Origin of the sequence: Methanolobus mangrovi, from assembly GCF_031312535.1 — an archaeon.
Lineage (GTDB): Archaea > Halobacteriota > Methanosarcinia > Methanosarcinales > Methanosarcinaceae > Methanolobus > Methanolobus mangrovi.
This window is the reverse complement of record NZ_CP133594.1, coordinates 63,161-84,080: the sequence shown is the minus strand read 5'-3', so window position 1 is coordinate 84,080 and position 20,920 is coordinate 63,161. Positions and strand designations below refer to the sequence as shown.

The window sequence follows — 20,920 nt, the reverse complement described above, 5'->3', positions numbered from 1 at the left end:
AAATGATCACTTGAAGAGTTTCTCTACCTCTGCATTTGCAGACTGCAGGGAAAATACCACTACCCTGTCGCCTTCCTCAATAACATATTCGCCACGCGGGACCACTGTATTACCTTTATGTACAACCATACTGACAATAGCACCAGCAGGGAATTTCACATTTTTCAAGGGCTTTCCTACGATCTTTGACTTCTTTGAAGTGGTATACTCAATGATCTCGGCCTTTTCGCCTTCAATAGTCGTGATAGATTCAATCCCCTGGCCAAAAGTCAGTTTTAGAACTTCATTTACTGTTGCCTGCCTTGGACTTACTGCGCTATCCACACCAACCATTTCAAAAAGGGAAACATAATCAGACCGATCTGATCTTGCTATGACTTTTTTCACCCCAAGCTGTTTGGCGAGCAATGAACATAAAAGGTTCTTTTCATCACTATTAGTGACTGATATGACAACATCCATTTCAGAAACGCCTTCCTCTTTTAAGAGGTGGATATCAGTTCCATCACCATTGAGGACGAGGACATCAGGAAGTTCTTCTGCTATAACCGCAGACCTTTCTTTATCAGATTCTATGATCTTCAGATCGAATTCACTCTTCGCAACCAGCTTTGCAAGATAGAAACCTACAATTCCGCCACCAATTATCATTACTTTGCTTCTTTTGCCGACCTTCTCACCGAACATGTCACGCACTTCTTTCATTGAAGCTGGTTTTCCAATGACAACAATATGATCATTGCCTTTTATGATATCCTTACCATGTGGAATTATGACTTCTGAATCCCTGAAAAGAGCACTCACAATACAGCAATTTGCAAGATGGAGTTCCTGCATAGGCTTATCCACAAGATAATGATCATCAGGAACCACAAATTCCATCATCTCAACCTTACCATCTGCAAAATAATCCGCATCAATGGCAGAAGGAATAGCAAGTATCCGGGCAACTTCAGAAGCCAGAGACAGTTCAGGACACACCATAATATCTATGCCAATCTGAGATCTTTTTGCCACAGGCTTATCGATGTAATCAGGATTACTGACCCTGGCCACCGTTTTTAACCTGTCTTTATCCTTGACAATGAGTTTGGATGCCATACAGGCAACTATATTAACCTCATCAGAACCGGTCACAGCCACCAATAGGCCGGCTCCCTCAAGAACATCCTGGAGAATAGAGACATTGGCACCATTGCCATGCAAAACGTGAACATCAAGCTCGTCTGCACGCTCGCATGCTTCTTCGCTCTGGTCTATAACAACAACATCGTTCGTCTGGTAGAGTGCTTTTGCGATATGATAGCCAACCTCACCAGCACCAATTATTACGATTTTCATAATTATACCTTCAAAAGGCCATAATAAGGATATTACATGATACTGAAAACAAAACCGCATAATATATCTATTGGTTTTTAAAGCTTACCACATAATTGACGAAGCAATATAAATAACTGCTCTAAAATGAAGTTAAAATCAGACCAAAAAAAGAAAATAGAGGGAAATTAGGAAAAGAACTATATTCCAGCTTCAAAAGCACCTTTCATCTTTCCAAAGATACCCTTGCCGCCTTTAGGATTTTTTATATCAGCCCCGCCTTCAAGCTGCTGGAATTTCTGGAGCAGTTCTTTTTGCTCACCAGTAAGCTTGGTAGGCGTCTTGACAATTAACTTGACAAGCTGATCCCCATGCGAATGACCATGAAGATGAGGCATTCCTTTACCCTTCAGACGCAGTATAGAATGTGTCTGGGTTCCGGCTTTGATATTCATTTTTACTTTTCCATGGAGTGTCGGAACCATCACATCTCCGCCAAGTGCTGCCATTGAGAAAGATATGGGCTGCTCATAGAGAATATCATTACCGATACGCTGGAATTTATCATGTGGCTCTACATGGATAACCACATATAGGTCTCCGGATGGTGCTCCCGGACTTCCTTCTTCACCTTCGCCCCTTATCTTGAGACGAATTCCGTTGTCAGCACCTTTTGGCACTTTAACAGATATCTTGCGGACCTTCTTGATCTTGCCAGTACCCTTACATGCAGGACATGGCTCTTCAATTATCTCACCCTGCCCATGACATGCATTACATGTACTTGTAGACATGAATCTTCCAAATGGAGTATTACGTGCCTGTGTAACCTGCCCAGAGCCACGACATGTTGAACATACTTTCGGAGTTGTACCTGCTTTTGCGCCGGTACCACTACAGGTTTCACAGTTCTCAGCCCGTGGAACATTAATAGTAGTGTCAACACCCGTTGCTGCCTGTTCGAGAGTAATGCTCAGATCATAACGCAGGTCTGAACCCCTGGACGGACCCTGTCTTCTCTGTCCACCACCAAATCCGCCAAAACCACCGAAACCGCCGCCGAATATGCTTCCAAATATGTCCCCAAGATCTTCAAATCCACCGAAGTCCGCATTCCTGAAAATATCTTCCTGGCTATAACGACCATCAATACCAGCATGGCCGAACCTGTCATACTGCTCTCTTTTCTCAGTATCGGAAAGAACAGCGTACGCTTCTGATATTTCCTTGAACTTTTCTTCAGCATCATCGTCCTTGTTCTTGTCCGGATGATATTGCATTGCAAGCTTTCGGTAAGCTTTTTTTATCTCGGACTCTGTAGCGTCCTTGGATAAACCTAATATTTCGTAATAATCGCGTGTTGTGGACATAGATGATTCCTGTTATGAATATGATGATTATAAAATTAAAACTAAAGATAGGTAAGATACATTAAACATTAATGTACCTTACCCGAATTTTATTCACATATATTTACTTATCGTCATCAACTACTTCGTAATCCGCATCTACAATCGTCTCCTCACCAGAGCCTGCAGATGGTTCGGAACCTTCCGATGTAGAGGCTGCAGCTGCAGCTTCTTCCTGTGCCTTCTGGTACATTGCAGCAGAGACATCGTAGACAGCTGTTTGAAGTGCTTCTGTCTTTGACTTGATATCTTCAATATCACCACTTTCAAGAGCAGCCTTAAGATCAGCAATAGTTGCCTCAATCTTTGATTTTTGCTCAGCAGTTGCTATATCATCTGCTTCCTTGAGAGTCTTTTCAGCAGCATTTACAAGAGATTCAGCTTCGTTCTTTACCTCAACCTCTTCCTTGCGCTTCTTGTCTTCTTCAGCATGCAATTCTGCATCCTTTACCATTTGGTCAATTTCTTCATCAGAAAGTCCGCCTGGCTTCTGGATAGAGATAGACTGCTCCTTGCCGGTTCCCTTGTCCTTTGCATTGACATGAAGGATACCGTTTGCATCGATATCGAATGTAACCTCGATCTGTGGAATACCCCTTGGTGCAGGTGGAATACCGTCAAGAGTGAATCTTCCGAGAGTCTTGTTACCTGATGCGATACCTCTCTCACCCTGAAGTACGTGAATCTCTACAGATGGCTGACTGTCAGCTGCAGTAGAGAATACCTGGCTCTTCTTGGTTGGAATTGTTGTGTTCCTTTCAATAAGAGGTGTTGATACTCCTCCGAGGGTTTCGATACCAAGGGTCAATGGAGTAACATCAAGAAGAAGTACATCATGAACTTCTCCTCCAAGGACACCTGCCTGCACTGCTGCACCAACTGCTACAGCCTCATCAGGATTGATGTTCTTGTATGGGTCCTTTTCCGTTGCCTTCTTTACAGCTTCTGAAACAGCAGGCATCCTCGTAGAACCTCCCACAAGAAGTACCCTGTCAATGTCCTTTGCACTGAGTTTTGCATCTTTCATTGCCTGGTTGACAGATACCATGGTCCTGTCAAGGAGATCAGATGTCATCTTCTCAAACTGTGCTCTTGTAAGATCGATATCAATGTGCTTTGGCTGTCCATTGGCATCTGCGGTGATGAATGGCAGATTGACGTTGGTGGTAGCTACACCTGAAAGCTCGATCTTTGCCTTCTCAGCTGCATCCTTCAAACGCTGCAGTGCTGCCCTGTCCTTGGACAAATCGATACCTTCGTTCCTCTTGAACTCTTCAACGAGGTAGTCTACAATTCTCTGGTCAAAGTCATCTCCACCAAGGTGAGTATCTCCACTGGTTGAAAGAACCTCAAATACTCCCCCGCCAAGCTCAAGGATGGATACATCAAAAGTACCGCCTCCAAGGTCGTAGATAAGAATCTTGTGATCTTCGTCATCCCTGTCAAGACCATATGCAAGAGCTGCTGCAGTAGGCTCATTAATAATCCTCATTACTTCAAGACCGGCAATAGTACCTGCATCCTTTGTAGCCTGCCTCTGAGAGTCATTGAAATAAGCAGGAACAGTGATTACTGCCTGTGTGATTGTTTCTCCAAGGTAAGCCTCGGCATCTTCCTTCAACTTACGAAGGATCATTGCAGATATTTCCTGAGGAGAATAATCTTTATCAATTAACTTTACGCGGTAATCAGACTCTCCGATATGTCTTTTTATAGAGCTGACACTGTTCTCTGAATTGGTAATGAGCTGCCTCTTGGCAACCTGTCCAACCAGTTTCTCGCCCTTCTTTGAGAAACCTACAACTGAAGGTGTAGTCCTTCCTCCCTCAGCATTAGGGATAATAGTAGGTTCTCCTCCCTCGATAACAGCCATACAGGAATTTGTAGTTCCCAAATCAATTCCCAATATTTTTCCCATTTTATTACCTCATGTATGAATTAACTATAATCTAATAATCGTACTTTATTTATATTGAAGATATCCTTTGAAGTGATTGAAGTTTATTTACAGTCACTTATCTGATTTCTTTGAAACCGTTACCATTGCAGGCCTTATCACTTTTGAATGTAGATAATAGCCGGGTTTGCAGACATCGACCACGGTGTTGTCATCGTGATCCGGATGATCAACATGCATCATTGCTTCGTGCAGGTAAGGGTCAAATTCAGCACCTTTGCATTCTATCTTTTGAAGACCTTGCTTCTCAAGTATTCCAGCAAACTGCTTGAAGACCATCTCAACACCTTTAATGACGGATGAGATATCATCGGTCTGCTTTGCAGATTCCAGTGCGCGTTCAAAGTTATCATAAACCTCGAGGAGCTCTATGACCATCTGTTCAATTGCAAACTTACGATATTCTTCTTTTTCCCGAATACTTCTCTTTCGGAAATTATCAAATTCTGCTGTAAGGCGCAGAAGTTTATCCCTGAGTTCTACAGCTTCATCCTCAGAAGGACTTTCTTTAACATTGCCTTCATCAACTTGCGTCGAATCTAAATCTTCACAATTTTCTGGTCCATCAGCCATTCTTAATTTCTCCGCATTTTCTATGCGCGGTAATGTGCATCCGAACTAGTGATTGTTTGAAGTTCTATAAATACTTAACTGTTGTAGCCCTGTTTTGGAGAAATGAAATCCACAATAGTTAGAACAAATCCATGATTTCATCAAAAATAGGATATTTCAAAATGAATCTTTGAATTTGTGCTGTAAAACACGTATCAGTAACATGCTGGCTATCATACACAATGCAAGTGCGGAAATGATCTCATCCAGCCCCATTTCAGCGACACCACCTTCAATAGCATACTTTATACCACTGAAAAAGGCTGTTGCTGAGAATGTTGCAGTCAAAGATACTATAGAGCCCCCTACAAGAGAACCCATATAATCTGCACCACGTGACTCAAAGTAAACAGAGCCTGCTATGAAGATGACCGCAAAGATAAGAAGCATCACATACATCGGAACCGGAGTAGAACCACTCTTTGCCATACTCATGAGCCCAAAGGCTACACCAACCATAAAAACTGCCATTGTAGTAGAAACTGCAAGTGCCTGCACAAATGGGTTTTCAGTATTTAAATCCATATTCATCCCATCCCCCTATCGGCAATCATAGTATATAGTTATTGTTAATATATAGATATATACTATATATTACTGAATACATGACATTATTTCCAAACCAGGGCTCTGAGTATGAAAATTTCAATGAGATGCATCGGTACTATAATGAATGGAAATATCGATCATCGCTGTAACAGAACTCATAAAAAAGGAAAAAACAGATAAAAGAAAGACAAATATTGAACAAACTAAAACACAGAATTGTTAAAAAAGAAGTGGCGATAATATGACACTACATGATTAAATCAAGTCACCTGCACACTCGTCATACAACCACATTGCGGACAATAATACAGATGGTTCAGACCGATTTTTTGTCTCTTCAATGAGCTGCTACAACGTGCACATGATCTTTGTGTTTCGTTTTCCATTTTTTAACCCTCACTCATAAAGCATTACTGCTTCTTCATACAACATTATGGATTCCATCCTTGCAGTGTTTATCTTTGTCCAGTACCCACATACTTTACAAATCTGTATACCACTTACATCAGTATGGAATTCACCATAGCATTCCGGACATTTATTTAATGACCCCATTTTTCATACCCCGTTGTTTAATACTTAAGACCATATTGGGCTTTACACCACAAAACAGGTGAAAGACGGCAGGATGAATCAGAAGCATCCTGCCCCTTCACAATATACCCCTTTCGTACCACCTACAAAAGATTGTAGATTTCCCACCTTTGTTTTCCTTTTTTGTATATTCCACTCCACTTTCCTTGCAGTTGTTAAGATAGTACCCCCTATTCAGATGATACTATCCCCTTTAACTCCACTCATTGTTGAGAACCCCCCAGTCCCCAACCCGCAGATGTTTTCGATTGATACTGGCCTTGTTCAATCGACATTCTCCAAATTAGTACTATTGGTATATAACATAATTCCGGTAAAATTTACTATGCACCATCAAATTATAACACCGTTATAATTTCAAAAGCCATTATTAAGAAACAATTAGAAAAGTCATATGAAGAACTGTAATTGCATATACAAATCAAAAATAGTATATAAAAGTATTCATTTGGAATTAATTACCATCATTAATAAATCATCCCTAAAATCAGACATATAATAGCAAAGGATATATCAAATAATGCAGTTGCATCCAACATGAAAATACTGCTTGCTGAATATGCAATGGGAATAGGACTGGGAGGCACACTGTTACTGGAAGGGAGAGCTATGCTTAGCACCCTTACTGACAGTTTCACCCAACTTGGACATGAAGTAACCTACCTCACTGCAGGAAGCAAGCTAAAAAATGGAACTGCAATCATATCTGATGAAAACACATTCAAATCCGCACTTGAGAATGCTGCAAAGAATAATGATGCAGGTCTTGTAATCGGACCTGATGAGCTTCTCGGAAACCTGACAGAGATTATAGAATCAGGCACTGTTAACCTTGGATGTTCAGCAAAGTCTGTACGACTATGTGCAGATAAACTGATGTGTACACAAGTCCTTGACTCTAATTCCATAAATACACCAAAAATAGTCAATGAAGGACACGAAGGAAGATATGTCATCAAACCAAGGTTTGGATGTGCATCCGAAGGAGTAAGGATGACCTTCCCGGAAAAAATGGAAGCTGAGAAAGAGGAATACATCGCAACCGAATACATAGAAGGTGAACACCTAAGTGTAAGCCTGGTGTGCGGACAGAGTGTGCTCCCACTAAGCCTTAACAAACAACTTATCGAAATAATAGAAGATAATGAGGATACAATCTTCGATTATAAAGGAAATCAGGTACCATACAGAACAGACTATGAAGATGAAGTATTCCAGATTGCAAAAAGAACTGTTGAAACGCTTGGATGTAATGGATACGTAGGAATTGACATTGTCTATGGAGACAGACCCTATGTTATTGATGTTAATCCCCGCCCCACAACTGCGATCTTTGGCCTGGTAAAGACCCTTAAAGGCGAAATTGGAGAACTTTTGCTAATGAACATGTTTGGAAAACTTCCCGACTCAGTGATCCTTGAGGGGGAGTGTTCTTTCACAAAAGATGACATTGAGGACATCATATGAAAATAATCGGAATCGATATTGGCGGTGCTAATACAAAAATTGCATCAGCCGACGGTGAAATAATAGAATTGCATTACATACCACTATGGAAAGATACAACATTGCCCACTTCGCTGGAAGATATTGCAGAGGAGTTGCAACCTGATAAAGTTAGTGTGGTAATGACAGGTGAGCTTGCGGATTGTTTTGAAGACAAACTGCAGGGCATTGATTTTATCATGCGCTCTGTTAATGATGCTTTTGATTGCGAAGTGAAGTACATAAATTGTGAAGGATGCTTCAACGAAGGAACGGAAAACCTGCGTGACCTTGCTGCAGCAAACTGGGCAGCATCCTCCAGACTAATAGGTTCTGAAATAGGAGATTGTATCTTTGTAGATGTAGGAAGTACGACCAGTGATATAATACCTATCAAAAATGGAAAACATGTAGCAGGACTTACGGATTTCTCAAGGCTTGTTCGCAGTGAACTGTTCTATGCAGGAACACTCAGAACAAATCTTGCATACTTGCTTGAAAAAGTAAACGTTGCAGGCGGAGAGTCCCATATAGCATCCGAACTGTTCTCGACTACTGCAGATGCATACTTACTGTTAGGAGACATCTCAGAGAATCTATACACTTGTGAAACAGCCGATGGTGCAGGTAAAAGCAAGACAGATGCCATGAGAAGATTGGCACGTGTCGTATGCGCAGACCTGACAGAGATCTCTGCAGATGAGATATACCATATCGCTCAACAGGTCAAGGAAAGACAAGTGACCCTTCTGACCCAGGCCATATCAGTGGTTGCTGAACGAAATGGTCTTGACAGGATAGTCTCTGCTGGTCTTGGAGAGTTTCTCATAAAGGAAGCTGCAGAAAGACTCGGATTCGAATGCATTTCTGTTGCCACCAGATGGGGACCTGATATTTCAAAGGTATTCCCTGCATATGCTGCGGCGAAGATCATGGAAGAGGAAGTGAATGCTTCAAGAAAAGAATAAGTCTGATTGAAATAATATAGTTAATAGGGATTTAAGGAATAAAGGTGCAATTGTTATGAGGGTTGTCGTTAAACTTGGAGGGAGTCTTATGAAGTATTCACCTTCTATTATTGATTCCCTTCAGAAACATTTGGAAAGGAACAATGGCAACGATTATTCTATACTAATCGTTCCTGGCGGCGGGCTCTTTGCAGACTCTATCCGGACAATTTGCGAAAAGTTTGAGATCGGAGATGATGCAGCTCACTGGATGGCCATCCTTTCAATGGAACAATATGCCCATTATATTGTTGATAAGACAGGAGTAAACTCAATCGAAAGTATCACAGATATCCCCAATGGTGTTTCTGTGCTCTTACCTTACAGGATACTCAAGGAAAGCGATAAGCTCCCACATTCATGGAACATTACATCGGACACAATAGGAGCATGGATTGCCAGAGAGACAGGATCACGCTTTGTAAAGGTAACCGATGTTGATGGAGTCATTGCAGATGACATCGTTCAGAAATGGATGACAGCCAAGGAGCTTTCAAGGATGGGAATTACATGCATTGACAGTTCACTGCCAGCATTTCTGATGGAAAACATGATGGATTGTGTCGTTGTCAATGGAATCTACCCGGAAAGAGTTATTGATGCTGTTATCGGAAAGAATGTAATCGGGACTCATATCAAGGGGAATATTTAAATTATATACTGCGTATGTACTGAAATCACTGACATGCTGATTTTTCAGTATTTATATTTATCACATATTATTCATAGTAAGGAGATTCTAAATGGCAAATAAAGTCGATACTTGTACCACATGCAACAAGAGCCTTGTGGAAACCGGCTATGTACGCTTCCCATGCCCTGTTTGTGGCAACGAGCTTGGAAGATGTATAAGCTGCAGGCAGCAGAGCAACCCGTATAAATGTCCAAAATGCGGATTTTCAGGAGCATAAGGTGAATTAAATGGGAGAAGTCGCAGCAACTATTAAAATTATGCCTGTAGATGTCGATACAAACCTCGAAGAACTTAAAGACAGACTTATCGCATCACTTCCTGAAGGCGCAGAATACGGCACCCACGAGGAAGAGCCTATCGCATTCGGACTTAAGGCTATCAAAATGATCGTAATAGTAGGTGACCTTGAAGGTGGCACTGAATCCGTAGAGCAGGCTTTTGCAGCAGTTGAAGGTGTTGAGAGCGTAACAGTGACAGAAGTCGGAAGACCTGTCTAAACCTCTCTTTTGCTTTTTCTTTTTTTTATTCATTTTTTAACATTGTAATTTTTTTGGGCCCGTGGATCAGGGGAAGATCGTTACGTTCGCAACGTAAAGGCCGCGGGTTCAAATCCCGCCGGGTCCACACATATTTGTAAAAATATTGACTACAGATATGTCTGGATTTGTATTGTGAACTGTCTCTTTATCTTCATCTTTTTTTTACATTTGAAAATAACTATTGAATATTCAAGGCTACTTGCCACCAAAATTAACAGTTATAATTTATTAAAGTGTGACAAAAATATCATATCTCATCATCACCTAATAATGATATATTAAAGTATACATATATTTAAATATAATAAAACTAGCAGCTATAATTATACACCAAAAACGGAGAAAATAAATGGTTCAACTAATTGAGCCGGGCTTTAAAACAATACTACGGTGGTATAATGATAAACACAAAAAACATATGCTTGCTAATTGCCATATTCATTTCCATCGGCTTTTCAGGAGTTGCCTATGCCAATGAAACAAATTCAGCTGCAGTACAAATATTGTATGCAGGCCAGAATATAGAAGCAGGTACAGTGAATGTTTCAAATGATTCAGAATATATCTACATTACTTTTGAAACAAGAGATGACTGGGTTATTCTGGAAACACATTTGGAAGTCGCTAATTCATCTGCGGCCATACCCGCAACAAAAAGTGGAAATGCTATCCCTGGCCAATTCACATACAAGAACGCAAGCCTTCCAGATGGAATTACAATTGATGAATATCAGATCCCACTGGAAACTTATGCCCCAATTGAAAATAATACACTATACATTGCTGCCCATGCGGTCGTTTCAAATGGAGAAACAGAACAAGGAGCATGGGCAAACGGAACAAGATTCAATGAGGATAACTGGGCCACTTATTTCACATACAAAACATCTGACTCTGATAATACAGGCGGAATAGTACAAGAAGACGATGGAACCGGAGACGATGGAACCGGAGACGATGGAACTGGAGATGATGGAACCGGAGACGATGGAACTGGAGATGATGGAACCGGAGATGATAGAACCGGAGACGATGGAACTGGAGACGATGGAACCGGAGACGATGGAACTGGAGACGATGGAACCGGAGACGATGGAACTGGAGACGATGGAACCGGAGACGATGGAACTGGAGATGATGGAACCGGAGACAATGGAACCGGAGATGATGGAACTGGAGATGATGGAACTGGAGATGATGGAACCGGAGATGATGGAACCGGAGATGATGGAACCGGAGACGATGGAACTGGAGAAGATGGAACCGGAGACGATGGAACCGGAGATGATGGAACTGGAGAAGATGGTGCTATTGATGAGAATACAGGAGATGAAAAGCCCAGATCCAAATCAGGAGGTTCATCATTTTCCAGCAGTCATAGTACAGAAATAGAACCATCTGATAAAGACAACAGGATATTTAGTACTCCGGATCTTGAGGAAGAAAGCGAACCGGAGATGTCAACTCCCGCACCTGCAGCAGCTGAACAGGAACCTATACCATCACCATACAATACGTTCAAGAGCAGTCTCTGGTACATAATCTGGCTACTGTTGAGTGCTATTTGTGTAATGTCCGGCTATGGACTGACACAACCATAATCAACAGACTACAATGAAAATCCCTCCGGGCCAAAGCAACAGATTCTGGAGGGAGGCTACCCTATTTTATTAATATCGATTGCGCATACTTCAATCAGAAAAAATTCATTTTAGGCATCAAGTTCTAATCCGAACCCGAAAAACATAGTTTTTTATATTAAACAATCCTTGGGGTTAATGACAGTTAACTTACTGTGGGTTAAGAAGGGTTAATTCCATTTGGCTACTTATTTGAGGTTAATTGCTAAAGCAAAGAGTCCATCGTATAGATTACGGGGTAAAGGTTCCCGTCTCAATAGAAACTGCTACATCGTCACGATCAAAGAAATAACAAGGAAATTCATGCAAATGCTTGTATCCTATGATTGGTGGGTTTGTTCCGGCTGCAAAATTGTAGACTTGGTAAGAATCAAATAGAACGAATCATGCGAATTATCTTAACTCAAAGTTAACATGTCGAATAAAACAATAAAGGAAATCAAATAAATGAGAGACAATAGAAGCGGTGGCTCCAGAGGCGGAAACGACAGAAATGATGGCGGATTCAGAGGAGGCTCCAGAGGCGGAAACGGAGGCTATAGAGGCGGAAACGGAGGCGGAAACTTCAGATCATCCGGCCCTAGAGAGATGCACAAGGCAACCTGCGCAGACTGCAACCAGGAAACTGAAGTACCATTCAAGCCAACTGAAGGCAGACCTGTTTACTGCAGGGAATGCTTCCAGAACCACAGACCACCTAAGAGATATTAGACCCACTTAATCTGATATTCAACTAATAATTCAAATCGAGGCAAAGTATTCGCATACTTTGCCCAATACCCTTTTTCAAATTCATATTTCATATAGAGTATTGATTGGCGATCCGTAAATCATCCAACCACATACAAGACATTTCAACCTTGTTTTTGTAGATCACAGGTATGAGTTGTTACTTTAGGAATACATAACATGGAATGATTGAAGAATAAAATGCAACACCCTGTTTTGACTACTGTTGCGTTCGCAGTAGCAGTATTCGTGTTGAAAAAAGAAATAAAATAAATGAATAAATAAGGATTACTGATATCTTTTATCTTCACCCAGAGAAGAATTCAAAGCAGAGTAAATACTGCTCACACCCTCCATGACCTTGAATCCTTTACCGGTTATCATGTAATCTCCCCTCTCATGACGCTGAATTATCATTCCTTTTTCTACCAGTTTCTGAAGGTGGAATAGCAGGTTTCCACCGCGCAGACCGGTCAGATTAGAAAGAGCGGAAAAACTCCGGGTTTCACCGGAAATGGCTTTTAGTATATCGAAACGCTTCTGGTGACACAGAGGCTCCAGTATATCATCAACCACTACTTCAGGAGGAAGCTGGCTGAGATCCTGACGCTTTTCCTTGTTGATCTCGTATATCCTCATGGAACGCATTAAGGTAACCTGCCTTGACATTATATCCGAAGCCTCGGCAAAACATATGTCACACTTGTCGTATGGAACCATGGTACGAAGCTTTTTCAGCTCAAGACGGTTCTCCTCTATGGAAGATTCTTTTACATTCCCTTTTCCTATAAGGCCTGCATTTTTTTGTAATACATTTGATAGAAGAGTTTTACACTCACCACGCATCTCACACTTTTTCACCATATTCTTTTCAAGGCCTTTGCCAGCATCTTCCATAAGATGACGAACAATAACACCTGAATAGTCATCTTTCAGGTTCTGGACCACTGAATCAAAGTTCTGGTGATTGGACGAATTGATAAATGACCTTATGTCGTTATGAATATCAGAAAGCTTGAGTCTTATATCGGAAAGTTCCGACTCATAATCATGATCTTGTTTCATAGCACACTGTAAGGCACCATGAATTAAAAAGGTTCTTGCATAGTACTAAAAGGTTGATAGGGTATAGTAGATTGTAGTTACTACATTGCAGTGCAGATTAAGTATATATTAGAAACTATCATACTATGTATTGCTGATACGCTCCGGAGAAAAACAGCATCAATAAACCTGAAGTAAATAATACGTAAGGAGATACAAAATATGAGCGTAAAAGAAGACATTCACAGCCAGATAATTGACGGACTTGCAGATGCGACTTTCCCTATCGAGACCCCTGAAAAACTGCTCGCAGCTTTCCCTGCAGGAGCAGATACCACATGTAAATCAGGTGATGTATCGGTTACCGCCGGAGAAGCAGGTGGATTACTCAAGGAAACTGATTTCCCATTCAAGAGTGCAAAAGAAATAGCAGACGTTATTGTTGAAAGGGCGGGACTCTAAGCCCTTTCCCAACTTTCTTTATGGCCCTCCCCCATAATACATCCAATTCCAGCACGCATACTTCCCACATACACAATCTATTTTAAATTCTAACAACCACTGTTAATGCGTAAATAACTCATAGATAGTGAAAGTTGTGAAAATACCATGGAACTGACCTTATTCACAGATATAGGAATTATTTTTGGACTCTCTATAATCATATTGCTGCTATTCAGCAAGGTGAAACTTCCCTCTGTCCTGGGTTTCCTTGTAACAGGAATGCTGGCAGGTCCCCACTGGCTGGGAATAATAAGCAGTATATCCGAAGTAGAAGAACTTGCAGAGATAGGCATTATACTGCTTCTGTTCACAATCGGTGTGGAAATGTCCATCCGGGAACTCTGGGATATCAAAAGGTCAGTCCTCTTAGGCGGAACACTGCAGATAGCAACAACTATCCTGCTTGTGTACTATATCTGCACCTATTTCGGACTTAGCTCTGCCACATCGCTGTTCATAGGTTTTTTGATATCACTTAGCAGTACTGCTATTGTACTAAAACTGCTTCAGGAAAAAGCAGAACTGGATACACCACATGGAAAAACATCGCTTGGAATACTGATATTCCAGGACGTGATAATCGTCCCGATGATCCTCATAACTCCAATAATAGCAGGCTCAGCTACAGAATCCACTGAAACATTGCCTTTATTCCTGCTCAAAGCCATCGGGATAATTGTATTGGTCCTTGCAAGTGCAAGATGGATTATTCCGGCTCTTCTGTTCCAGATAGCAAAAACAAGGAACCGGGAATTATTCCTCCTGAGCATTGTATTCATTTGTCTGGCTACTGCATGGCTCACTTCAAGTATAGGATTGTCACTTGCACTCGGAGCTTTCATGGCAGGCCTTATCATATCAGAATCAGAGTACAGCCATCAGGCCATGGGTAATATAATGCCATTCCGGGATATTTTCATGAGTTTTTTCTTCGTGTCCATTGGGATGCTGCTGGACATCAGCTTCTTCACAAGTAACCTGATATACCTGCTTGTTCTGGCACTGGCAGTCATTATTATAAAATCTGCCACTGCAGGCCTTGCAACACTCATACTGGGATATCCTCTTCGCACAATAATAATCACAGGACTGGCACTTGCACAGGTTGGGGAATTCTCTTTCGTGCTCTCAACCTTCGGCCTGGAATATTCACTCCTTGACCAGAACATGTATCAGAAATTCCTGGCAGTTTCCATAATCACAATGGCGCTAACACCATTCATAACAGCATCATCATATGGTATTTCAGACCGGGCTATCAGCATAGTTCCGTACCAGCGACTCATTAACGGATTCTGTGCAATCGGGATCACTGCAAAGAATAGTGATGAAAAGGTAAAGGATCACCTGATAATAATCGGATACGGGTTCAACGGCAAGACCTTATCGCATGCAGCAAGGAATGCAGGTATACCTTATATCATAATTGAAACAAACCCCGAAACTGTTCGCCATGAGAAGAAAAAAGGAGAGCAGATACATTATGGTGATGCAAGCCATGAAGCAGTACTTAAGTCTGCAAACGTTGATTCTGCAAGGATACTCGTTATAGGGATATCTGATTTCGTTGCCACAAGAAAGATAATCGACATGGCAAAATGTCTGAACCCGGACATATATATCATCGCCAGGACCCGTTACATTAGTGAGATGAAAAGGCTCAATGACCTTGGCGCGGATGAGGTCATCCCCGAAGAATATGAGACATCAGTTGAGATATTTGTCCGCCTGCTTAAAAAATACCTTGTGCCAGAGGAAGAGATAGACAAGTTCACCAGAGAAATACGTGCGAATGGCTACTGCATGCTTAGAAAGTCCTATTCTAATGATCAGGACAGAAGCTTCAATTTAAAGAACGAGCTTCCGGGAATGGAAGTCACCACATTTAAGGTTGGAGAAAAGTGCCTTGCAAACGGAAGGACACTCAAGGACCTCAATATGAGAACAAGGCACAAGGCAACTATCCTGGCCATTCGCAGGGACAATACCACCATCACAAATCCAGATGGCAATATTCCCATATATTCTGGTGATGTTTGCATTATTTTCGGGAAGCCTGAAGACCTGCATAAAATAAGGGAATTGTTCAAAGGTCCATCTTGTGATATATAAATGGATGAAATCTGCTATGGCAGAAAATCACATAACATAACTATAGTCCAATTGCATACCGGGCAAGATAATATTAGATAGAATGCCAATTGAAAGATTTTGTCTTTTAAAGCCATTAAAAAATATAATCACTTATGAAATTAACATGGGTTTATGTTATATGTAAAAAAATTAAAAGTAAAAACGGGTCATAGCGACCTATAGTAAAACCATATTGATGAGGTAACGTCTCATCTTAGAAAATGGAGGATATGTCATGGGGTGGAAATTATCAAGAAGGACACATCAACGCTTTAGACATTTTAGGGTGTGGAAAGAAATGGATAGTTCAGAGGAATCCTGCAAATATAAATATCCTGCGATGACATCTGAAAAGGAATTGTTTTCAACATGGACTTCAGAACCATTGTCTTTTGACAGGAATGATAAAACCGCATGGAAAAAGATGAGGAAAACTGTGCAGTTACCGATTCATTGAATATGGTTCCTATCAAGGTGAAATGATCACCTTTTACTTATTTTCTGTTCTTGAATGAAAAAGAATAAATTAACAGAACATGTTTTCCTTTTACATGTTCAGCAAACATAAGGAATCTGATTACAAGGAAGTACTCCCCGGAATTATGATGAAAGCAATTGTCCACGGGGAGAAGACACTCATGACAGAGTTCATCTTGAAAAAAGGAAGCTTACTCCCGGCACATGACCATATTCACGAGCAGACCGGTTATATGGTCTCAGGAAAGATGCTACTCACCATAGGAGATAATACGCATGAAGTGATGCCTGGAGATTCGTGGAACATACCTTCAAATGTATCACATTGTGCTGAGATACTTGAAGATTCCATTGCTGTAGAAGTATTTTCCCCACGAAGAGATGAGTATCTGGAATAGATTAAAGAGTTTTCCAGTTATTCTTTTTATTTTTATTATATAGTATTTTTCCATCTATAGATATTCATATTGCTTTTAAGGATAGGACATGGTCAGGATGAAAATGTTCTAAAATTCAAGTAGATAATTTATTATACTAGTTAATAGCACATAGGAATCCGATGTATGAAAACAAAACTCATACATGAAATGATTTAAAAAGACCATTCTGAATTGAAAGGTGAGAAAATGAAAGATACATGGGAAAAAGTTTTTGAGTATGCATCAGTCCCGCTTCACGGGACCATGTCGAGAAAACTCAGGGAAGGAGTTAATATTCAGATAAACGAAGGAAAAACTTATGCGAAAGCGGTTGTTTTCCTGGGAGAACAATTTGTACGCATCACTGAGGACGAGAACGGTCAGAAGATCAATACCTACTTTGACTGGACTAAAATCGAATCCGTAAGAACGTACAGCAAAGGAGAATAAGTATCCTTTGAAATACTCATTCCCGAATAAAGGATAATGATACAATTATCCATTTACATTTTTATATAGAATCCCACGTCAAAATATTAATTTTGGTCAGGAACAACATCTTTTTTCAATTGCTTGTAACAGCTCACCATCAAATCAGGACTTGCTTCCATGTCAATTATATCGAACTCAAAGAGCCTTGCAAACTCTTCCACCATAGGCTCGAACTGCTTCTCATAATGCAGGCCAGTATCCATTTTAGCCACATTCTTGTATCCTGCATAATCAAAAACGAACTTTGAGAGCTTTATGTCATCAGGGTCAGGAGTCATTCCCGCGGACACTACCATCTCACGCCAGTGGGCTGCCCACATCGGAGTCATAAAGAAAGTGCCAACACCGTGAAAACTCTTCAGTTTCTCAAGATATGCAGCCCTGCTACCCAGCACAGCACCGATACAATCGTCTATTACAGTTCCGTTGTCCTCTTTAAGTATACGGACAGGACATGGAAGATCAGCGAGATCCGTATCCACTTTGCCAAGAACATTTCCACACAAACCGTAGAACAAAAGAATTCCATCCGAATACTCTGACATCTCACGGGCTTTGCCATAAACGACTTCTTTCAGATGCTCTGGTGTAGCATGCAAAGCCAGCTCAAGCATTTCGACGATCATAGTATATCCCCCTTCTTTTAGATGTCCGGATATATCACATTCTGAAACAAGAGTGTACTCACAACCTGCATTATCCAGCTTATCTTTCAGTCCGCCACAATCCTCATTCTCCACTATTAACAAACTGTTGATCGAACTATCATTTTCAATTATATGGACAATCTCATCCTCAAACATCCGACAGGCAATGAAACTCAGTACTGGCATGAAATAATACCTCCTTAAAGAGTATAAGAAAATGTGAATTCGAATAGTATTATAATCTGACGCTGCAATAGCAAGGAAGGTATAACATAACCAATAACAATACTTATTCAAACAGGAGAATATGGAGGATAAATGAGTTACCTTTACCTGGCATTTGCAATAGTGTTCGAGATATGCGGAACCACTTGCATGAAACTATCTGAGGGATTTACAAAACCACTGCCATCCATATTGATATTTGTGTTCTATGGTATCAGTTTCATATCATTCACCATTGCACTGAAAAAGATAGATGTGAGTGTTGCCTATGCCATCTGGGCAGGACTTGGAGTGGCATTGATATCATTGATAGGACACTTTGGATTCAACGAACCAATGCCTGCTGCAAGAATAATATCCCTGGCACTGATAGCCATAGGTGTTATAGGACTGCATCTAAGCACCAGTGTAAACTAATGATGGAGAATGATTATGATATTTGCAGCTTCTGTCAGACATTTTTAAGCATATCCTTTCTGAACATTCCGTATTCATCAAAACCCCTGTGCATGAGTACGATTATACCCAGAAATACATTCACCATGGTTGTCACATAGATAGTAATCATTATGGATATCTGGTATTCTATTGCAACCAGTGGGCTTGCACCGGCAAGTATCTGTCCCGTCATCATGCCGGGAAGAAAAACGATACCTATGGTAGCCATATTTGCAATGGTAGGTTTCAGTGCAACCCTTATGCTTTTACGTAAATAGGGAATTAGGGCTTCTGTCTTTTCAGCACCCATTGACAAACGGAACATATACCGGTTCTCGTTTCTCTGGATTTCAGTACAGAAATTGTCCATGCCAACTACATTTGCCCTTAGTGAATTACCAAGCACCATACCGGCAATTGGTATGAAATAGCGTGCATCTAAGAGATTATCCAGATCTATGATGAACATATTGAAATAGAGAAGCATAGCATAGTTAGTGGCAGCAAGGGAAATAACCAGTAGAGGGAAAAAATACCGGGTTTTGAGTTCAGCATTCTTCAGTACCGTATGGGATGCTACAAAGACCATGATAAGTACCCATAGTACATTCAGCATTGAGTTGTTCAGTTCAAAGAGGAATGTAAGAAAAATACCCACAAAGGCCAATTGAAGAACCATCCTAATAGCACTTTCAATTGTGGATGATATTAATTTCAAATCCAGATAATAACTTATGAGAACGGGAATGAACAGAAGCAGAAAGGTGAATAACAGACCTACCATACCAATTTCGTATGTTTGCATTCAGTTTGCCTCCCTTGAAAAGTCAATGACCCTGGCATTTTCAGTTTTCCACTCCCTGTCATGGGATATGGAAAGTACGGTCCAGTCAGGATTGCCGAAGAAAATATCTACAACCTTCTGTTTTAATGCTGCATCAAGTTCTGCTGTGACCTCATCAAGCAGAAAGATATCCTTGCCCGACAGCAAGGCCATAACAAGGGCTATTCTTTGCCTTTCCCCTCCTGAGAGTTTCATGTAGTCCTTGTTAAGGATCTCATGAGGCAAAGATAGATCATACATAACTTTCCCAAGTAGATCATGGTCAAGAACATCCTTATTTGCCTTGAAAGAAAATATCTCATCTATAAGGTCACCTACTTTCCCATCACCAATATCCGTATCCTGGGATACATAAGCAATTCTTTTCCTGATATCCCATACTGAATTGCTATCTATCAGAATATCATCAAGGGCAATTGTACCGGAACTTTGTACACCGAATCCCATTATCAGCCTGAAAATTGTTGATTTTCCAATTCCCGATCTCCCTTTTATAAGAATCTTATCTCCTTTTGCAACAGATAGATTGAAATCTGAAAGAATTGGTTTTCCATCGTATTCGATAGAAAGATTTTGAATGCTCAACATTTCCATTTATAATGTTCTCCGTTGTACACAATCATCAATTCTGGTATAAAGGCTTTAAGTGAAAAAGTACATAAAGTATTCCATGAGCAAGAATTCACTTACAGAAGGTCAAAAAGCTCCAGAGTTCTGCCTCCCTGACCAGAATGAGAATGAAGTATGTCTGAAGGACTTTACTGGCAAATGGCTAGTCCTCTATTTCTACCCCAAAGACAACACCTCAGGATGCACAAAGGAAGCACAGGATTTTACAGCCCTGAAAGGTGACTTTGAATCAGAGAATACAGTAATTCTTGGAGTTAGTAAGGACAGCGTTAAATCTCATATAAAATTCATTGAGAAAAAAGAACTTGGTATAACCCTTCTCTCAGACGAGGATACCAGTGTTCACCAGAAATATGATGTCTGGAGAATGAAGAAAAATTATGGCAAGGAATACATGGGCACTGTGAGATCGACTTTTTTAATCGATACTGAAGGAAATATCGTTAAGATATGGGATAATGTCAGAACAAAGGAACACGCTCTGAAGGTGCTTGAGGTTTTGAGAGAGATTAAAAACTAGATAAGTTTAATT

Annotated in this window: 24 protein-coding genes and 1 tRNA gene; 15 read left to right on the top strand and 10 right to left on the bottom strand. The window is 40.7% G+C overall.

Annotated features, from left to right (window positions below; all coding sequences use genetic code 11):
* Positions 1-6 precede the first annotated feature (6 nt).
* From trkA to RE476_RS00410, 6 genes are all read right to left on the bottom strand, one after another.
* Positions 7-1,341: a Trk system potassium transporter TrkA gene (gene trkA / locus RE476_RS00435; protein WP_309308143.1), complete on the bottom strand. Its 1,335-nt coding sequence runs from the start codon at positions 1,339-1,341 to the stop codon at positions 7-9.
* A gap of 179 nt (positions 1,342-1,520) precedes the next feature.
* Positions 1,521-2,690 (bottom strand): molecular chaperone DnaJ, encoded by a 1,170-nt coding sequence (gene dnaJ / locus RE476_RS00430; RefSeq protein ID WP_309308141.1) that lies wholly within the window; start codon positions 2,688-2,690, stop codon positions 1,521-1,523.
* 103 nt (positions 2,691-2,793) lie between these two features.
* Positions 2,794-4,647 carry a molecular chaperone DnaK gene (gene dnaK / locus RE476_RS00425; RefSeq protein ID WP_309308138.1) on the bottom strand — a complete coding sequence of 618 codons (1,854 nt, stop codon included), beginning with the start codon at positions 4,645-4,647 and terminating at the stop codon, positions 2,794-2,796.
* Between the two features lie 93 nt (positions 4,648-4,740).
* Positions 4,741-5,259, bottom strand: coding sequence for a nucleotide exchange factor GrpE (gene grpE, locus RE476_RS00420; protein ID WP_309308136.1), 519 nt, complete (start codon positions 5,257-5,259; stop codon positions 4,741-4,743).
* A 156-nt stretch (positions 5,260-5,415) separates the two neighbouring features.
* A complete protein-coding gene (locus RE476_RS00415) occupies positions 5,416-5,829 on the bottom strand; it encodes a heat-shock protein (RefSeq protein WP_309308134.1) in 414 nt (137 codons plus the stop codon).
* A 414-nt stretch (positions 5,830-6,243) separates the two neighbouring features.
* Positions 6,244-6,402 carry a hypothetical protein gene (locus RE476_RS00410; protein WP_309308132.1) on the bottom strand — a complete coding sequence of 53 codons (159 nt, stop codon included), beginning with the start codon at positions 6,400-6,402 and terminating at the stop codon, positions 6,244-6,246.
* 576 nt (positions 6,403-6,978) lie between these two features.
* Between RE476_RS00410 and RE476_RS00405 the strand changes: the two genes are divergently transcribed.
* The 8 genes from RE476_RS00405 to RE476_RS00370 all read left to right on the top strand — a co-directional run bounded on the left by RE476_RS00405 (position 6,979) and on the right by RE476_RS00370 (position 12,517).
* Positions 6,979-7,908 (top strand): ATP-grasp domain-containing protein, encoded by a 930-nt coding sequence (locus tag RE476_RS00405; RefSeq protein WP_309308130.1) that lies wholly within the window; start codon positions 6,979-6,981, stop codon positions 7,906-7,908.
* The gene (locus RE476_RS00400) at positions 7,905-8,894 is read left to right on the top strand and encodes a hydantoinase/oxoprolinase family protein (protein ID WP_309308128.1); all 990 of its coding nucleotides are present in this window, start codon (positions 7,905-7,907) and stop codon (positions 8,892-8,894) included. Before RE476_RS00405 ends, RE476_RS00400 begins: the two co-directional genes overlap by 4 nt.
* Positions 8,895-8,949: 55 nt before the next feature.
* Entirely contained in the window at positions 8,950-9,585 is a 636-nt protein-coding gene (locus tag RE476_RS00395) for an amino acid kinase family protein (protein ID WP_309308126.1), read from the top strand.
* A 91-nt stretch (positions 9,586-9,676) separates the two neighbouring features.
* Entirely contained in the window at positions 9,677-9,844 is a 168-nt protein-coding gene (locus tag RE476_RS00390; protein WP_309308124.1) for a zinc finger domain-containing protein, read from the top strand.
* A 10-nt stretch (positions 9,845-9,854) separates the two neighbouring features.
* Complete coding sequence (locus RE476_RS00385) at positions 9,855-10,124, top strand: elongation factor 1-beta (RefSeq protein WP_309308122.1); 270 nt, start codon at positions 9,855-9,857, stop codon at positions 10,122-10,124.
* A gap of 55 nt (positions 10,125-10,179) precedes the next feature.
* Positions 10,180-10,251 (top strand) — tRNA-Ala (locus tag RE476_RS00380).
* Positions 10,252-10,564: 313 nt separating this feature from the next.
* Positions 10,565-11,767, top strand: coding sequence for a hypothetical protein (locus tag RE476_RS00375; protein WP_309308121.1), 1,203 nt, complete (start codon positions 10,565-10,567; stop codon positions 11,765-11,767).
* Positions 11,768-12,253: 486 nt separating this feature from the next.
* Positions 12,254-12,517, top strand: a complete 264-nt coding sequence (locus tag RE476_RS00370; protein WP_309308119.1) for a CxxC-x17-CxxC domain-containing protein — start codon at positions 12,254-12,256, stop codon at positions 12,515-12,517.
* A gap of 306 nt (positions 12,518-12,823) precedes the next feature.
* Here the strand turns inward: RE476_RS00370 and RE476_RS00365 are convergent, their stop codons facing one another.
* Positions 12,824-13,600, bottom strand: a complete 777-nt coding sequence (locus tag RE476_RS00365) for a winged helix-turn-helix domain-containing protein (protein ID WP_309308117.1) — start codon at positions 13,598-13,600, stop codon at positions 12,824-12,826.
* A 201-nt stretch (positions 13,601-13,801) separates the two neighbouring features.
* Between RE476_RS00365 and RE476_RS00360 the strand changes: the two genes are divergently transcribed.
* The 5 genes from RE476_RS00360 (at position 13,802) to RE476_RS00340 (ending at position 17,562) form a co-directional block, all read left to right on the top strand.
* Positions 13,802-14,041 carry an MTH865 family protein gene (locus RE476_RS00360; RefSeq protein ID WP_309308114.1) on the top strand — a complete coding sequence of 80 codons (240 nt, stop codon included), beginning with the start codon at positions 13,802-13,804 and terminating at the stop codon, positions 14,039-14,041.
* Positions 14,042-14,188: 147 nt separating this feature from the next.
* Positions 14,189-16,195, top strand: coding sequence for a cation:proton antiporter domain-containing protein (locus RE476_RS00355; RefSeq protein WP_309308112.1), 2,007 nt, complete (start codon positions 14,189-14,191; stop codon positions 16,193-16,195).
* 319 nt (positions 16,196-16,514) lie between these two features.
* Positions 16,515-16,673: a hypothetical protein gene (locus RE476_RS00350; RefSeq protein WP_309308110.1), complete on the top strand. Its 159-nt coding sequence runs from the start codon at positions 16,515-16,517 to the stop codon at positions 16,671-16,673.
* Positions 16,674-16,767: 94 nt separating this feature from the next.
* Positions 16,768-17,091 carry a cupin domain-containing protein gene (locus tag RE476_RS00345; RefSeq protein ID WP_309308109.1) on the top strand — a complete coding sequence of 108 codons (324 nt, stop codon included), beginning with the start codon at positions 16,768-16,770 and terminating at the stop codon, positions 17,089-17,091.
* Between the two features lie 228 nt (positions 17,092-17,319).
* Positions 17,320-17,562, top strand: a complete 243-nt coding sequence (locus RE476_RS00340; RefSeq protein ID WP_309308106.1) for a hypothetical protein — start codon at positions 17,320-17,322, stop codon at positions 17,560-17,562.
* Between the two features lie 86 nt (positions 17,563-17,648).
* Here RE476_RS00340 and RE476_RS00335 read toward each other — a convergent pair whose 3' ends face one another.
* On the bottom strand, positions 17,649-18,437 hold the full coding sequence (locus tag RE476_RS00335) for a DUF1638 domain-containing protein (protein WP_309308104.1): 789 nt from the start codon (positions 18,435-18,437) through the stop codon (positions 17,649-17,651).
* Between the two features lie 132 nt (positions 18,438-18,569).
* Between RE476_RS00335 and RE476_RS00330 the strand changes: the two genes are divergently transcribed.
* Positions 18,570-18,893, top strand: coding sequence for a DMT family transporter (locus RE476_RS00330; RefSeq protein WP_309308102.1), 324 nt, complete (start codon positions 18,570-18,572; stop codon positions 18,891-18,893).
* Between the two features lie 34 nt (positions 18,894-18,927).
* On the opposite strand, the gene RE476_RS00325 is transcribed toward RE476_RS00330, so the two are convergent.
* Positions 18,928-19,719, bottom strand: coding sequence for an ABC transporter permease (locus RE476_RS00325; protein WP_309308100.1), 792 nt, complete (start codon positions 19,717-19,719; stop codon positions 18,928-18,930).
* Positions 19,720-20,352 (bottom strand): ABC transporter ATP-binding protein, encoded by a 633-nt coding sequence (locus RE476_RS00320; RefSeq protein WP_309308098.1) that lies wholly within the window; start codon positions 20,350-20,352, stop codon positions 19,720-19,722.
* 76 nt (positions 20,353-20,428) lie between these two features.
* Here RE476_RS00320 and bcp point away from each other — a divergent pair, with 76 nt between their 5' ends.
* Positions 20,429-20,908 carry a thioredoxin-dependent thiol peroxidase gene (gene bcp / locus RE476_RS00315; protein ID WP_309308094.1) on the top strand — a complete coding sequence of 160 codons (480 nt, stop codon included), beginning with the start codon at positions 20,429-20,431 and terminating at the stop codon, positions 20,906-20,908.
* Positions 20,909-20,920: the final 12 nt, after the last annotated feature.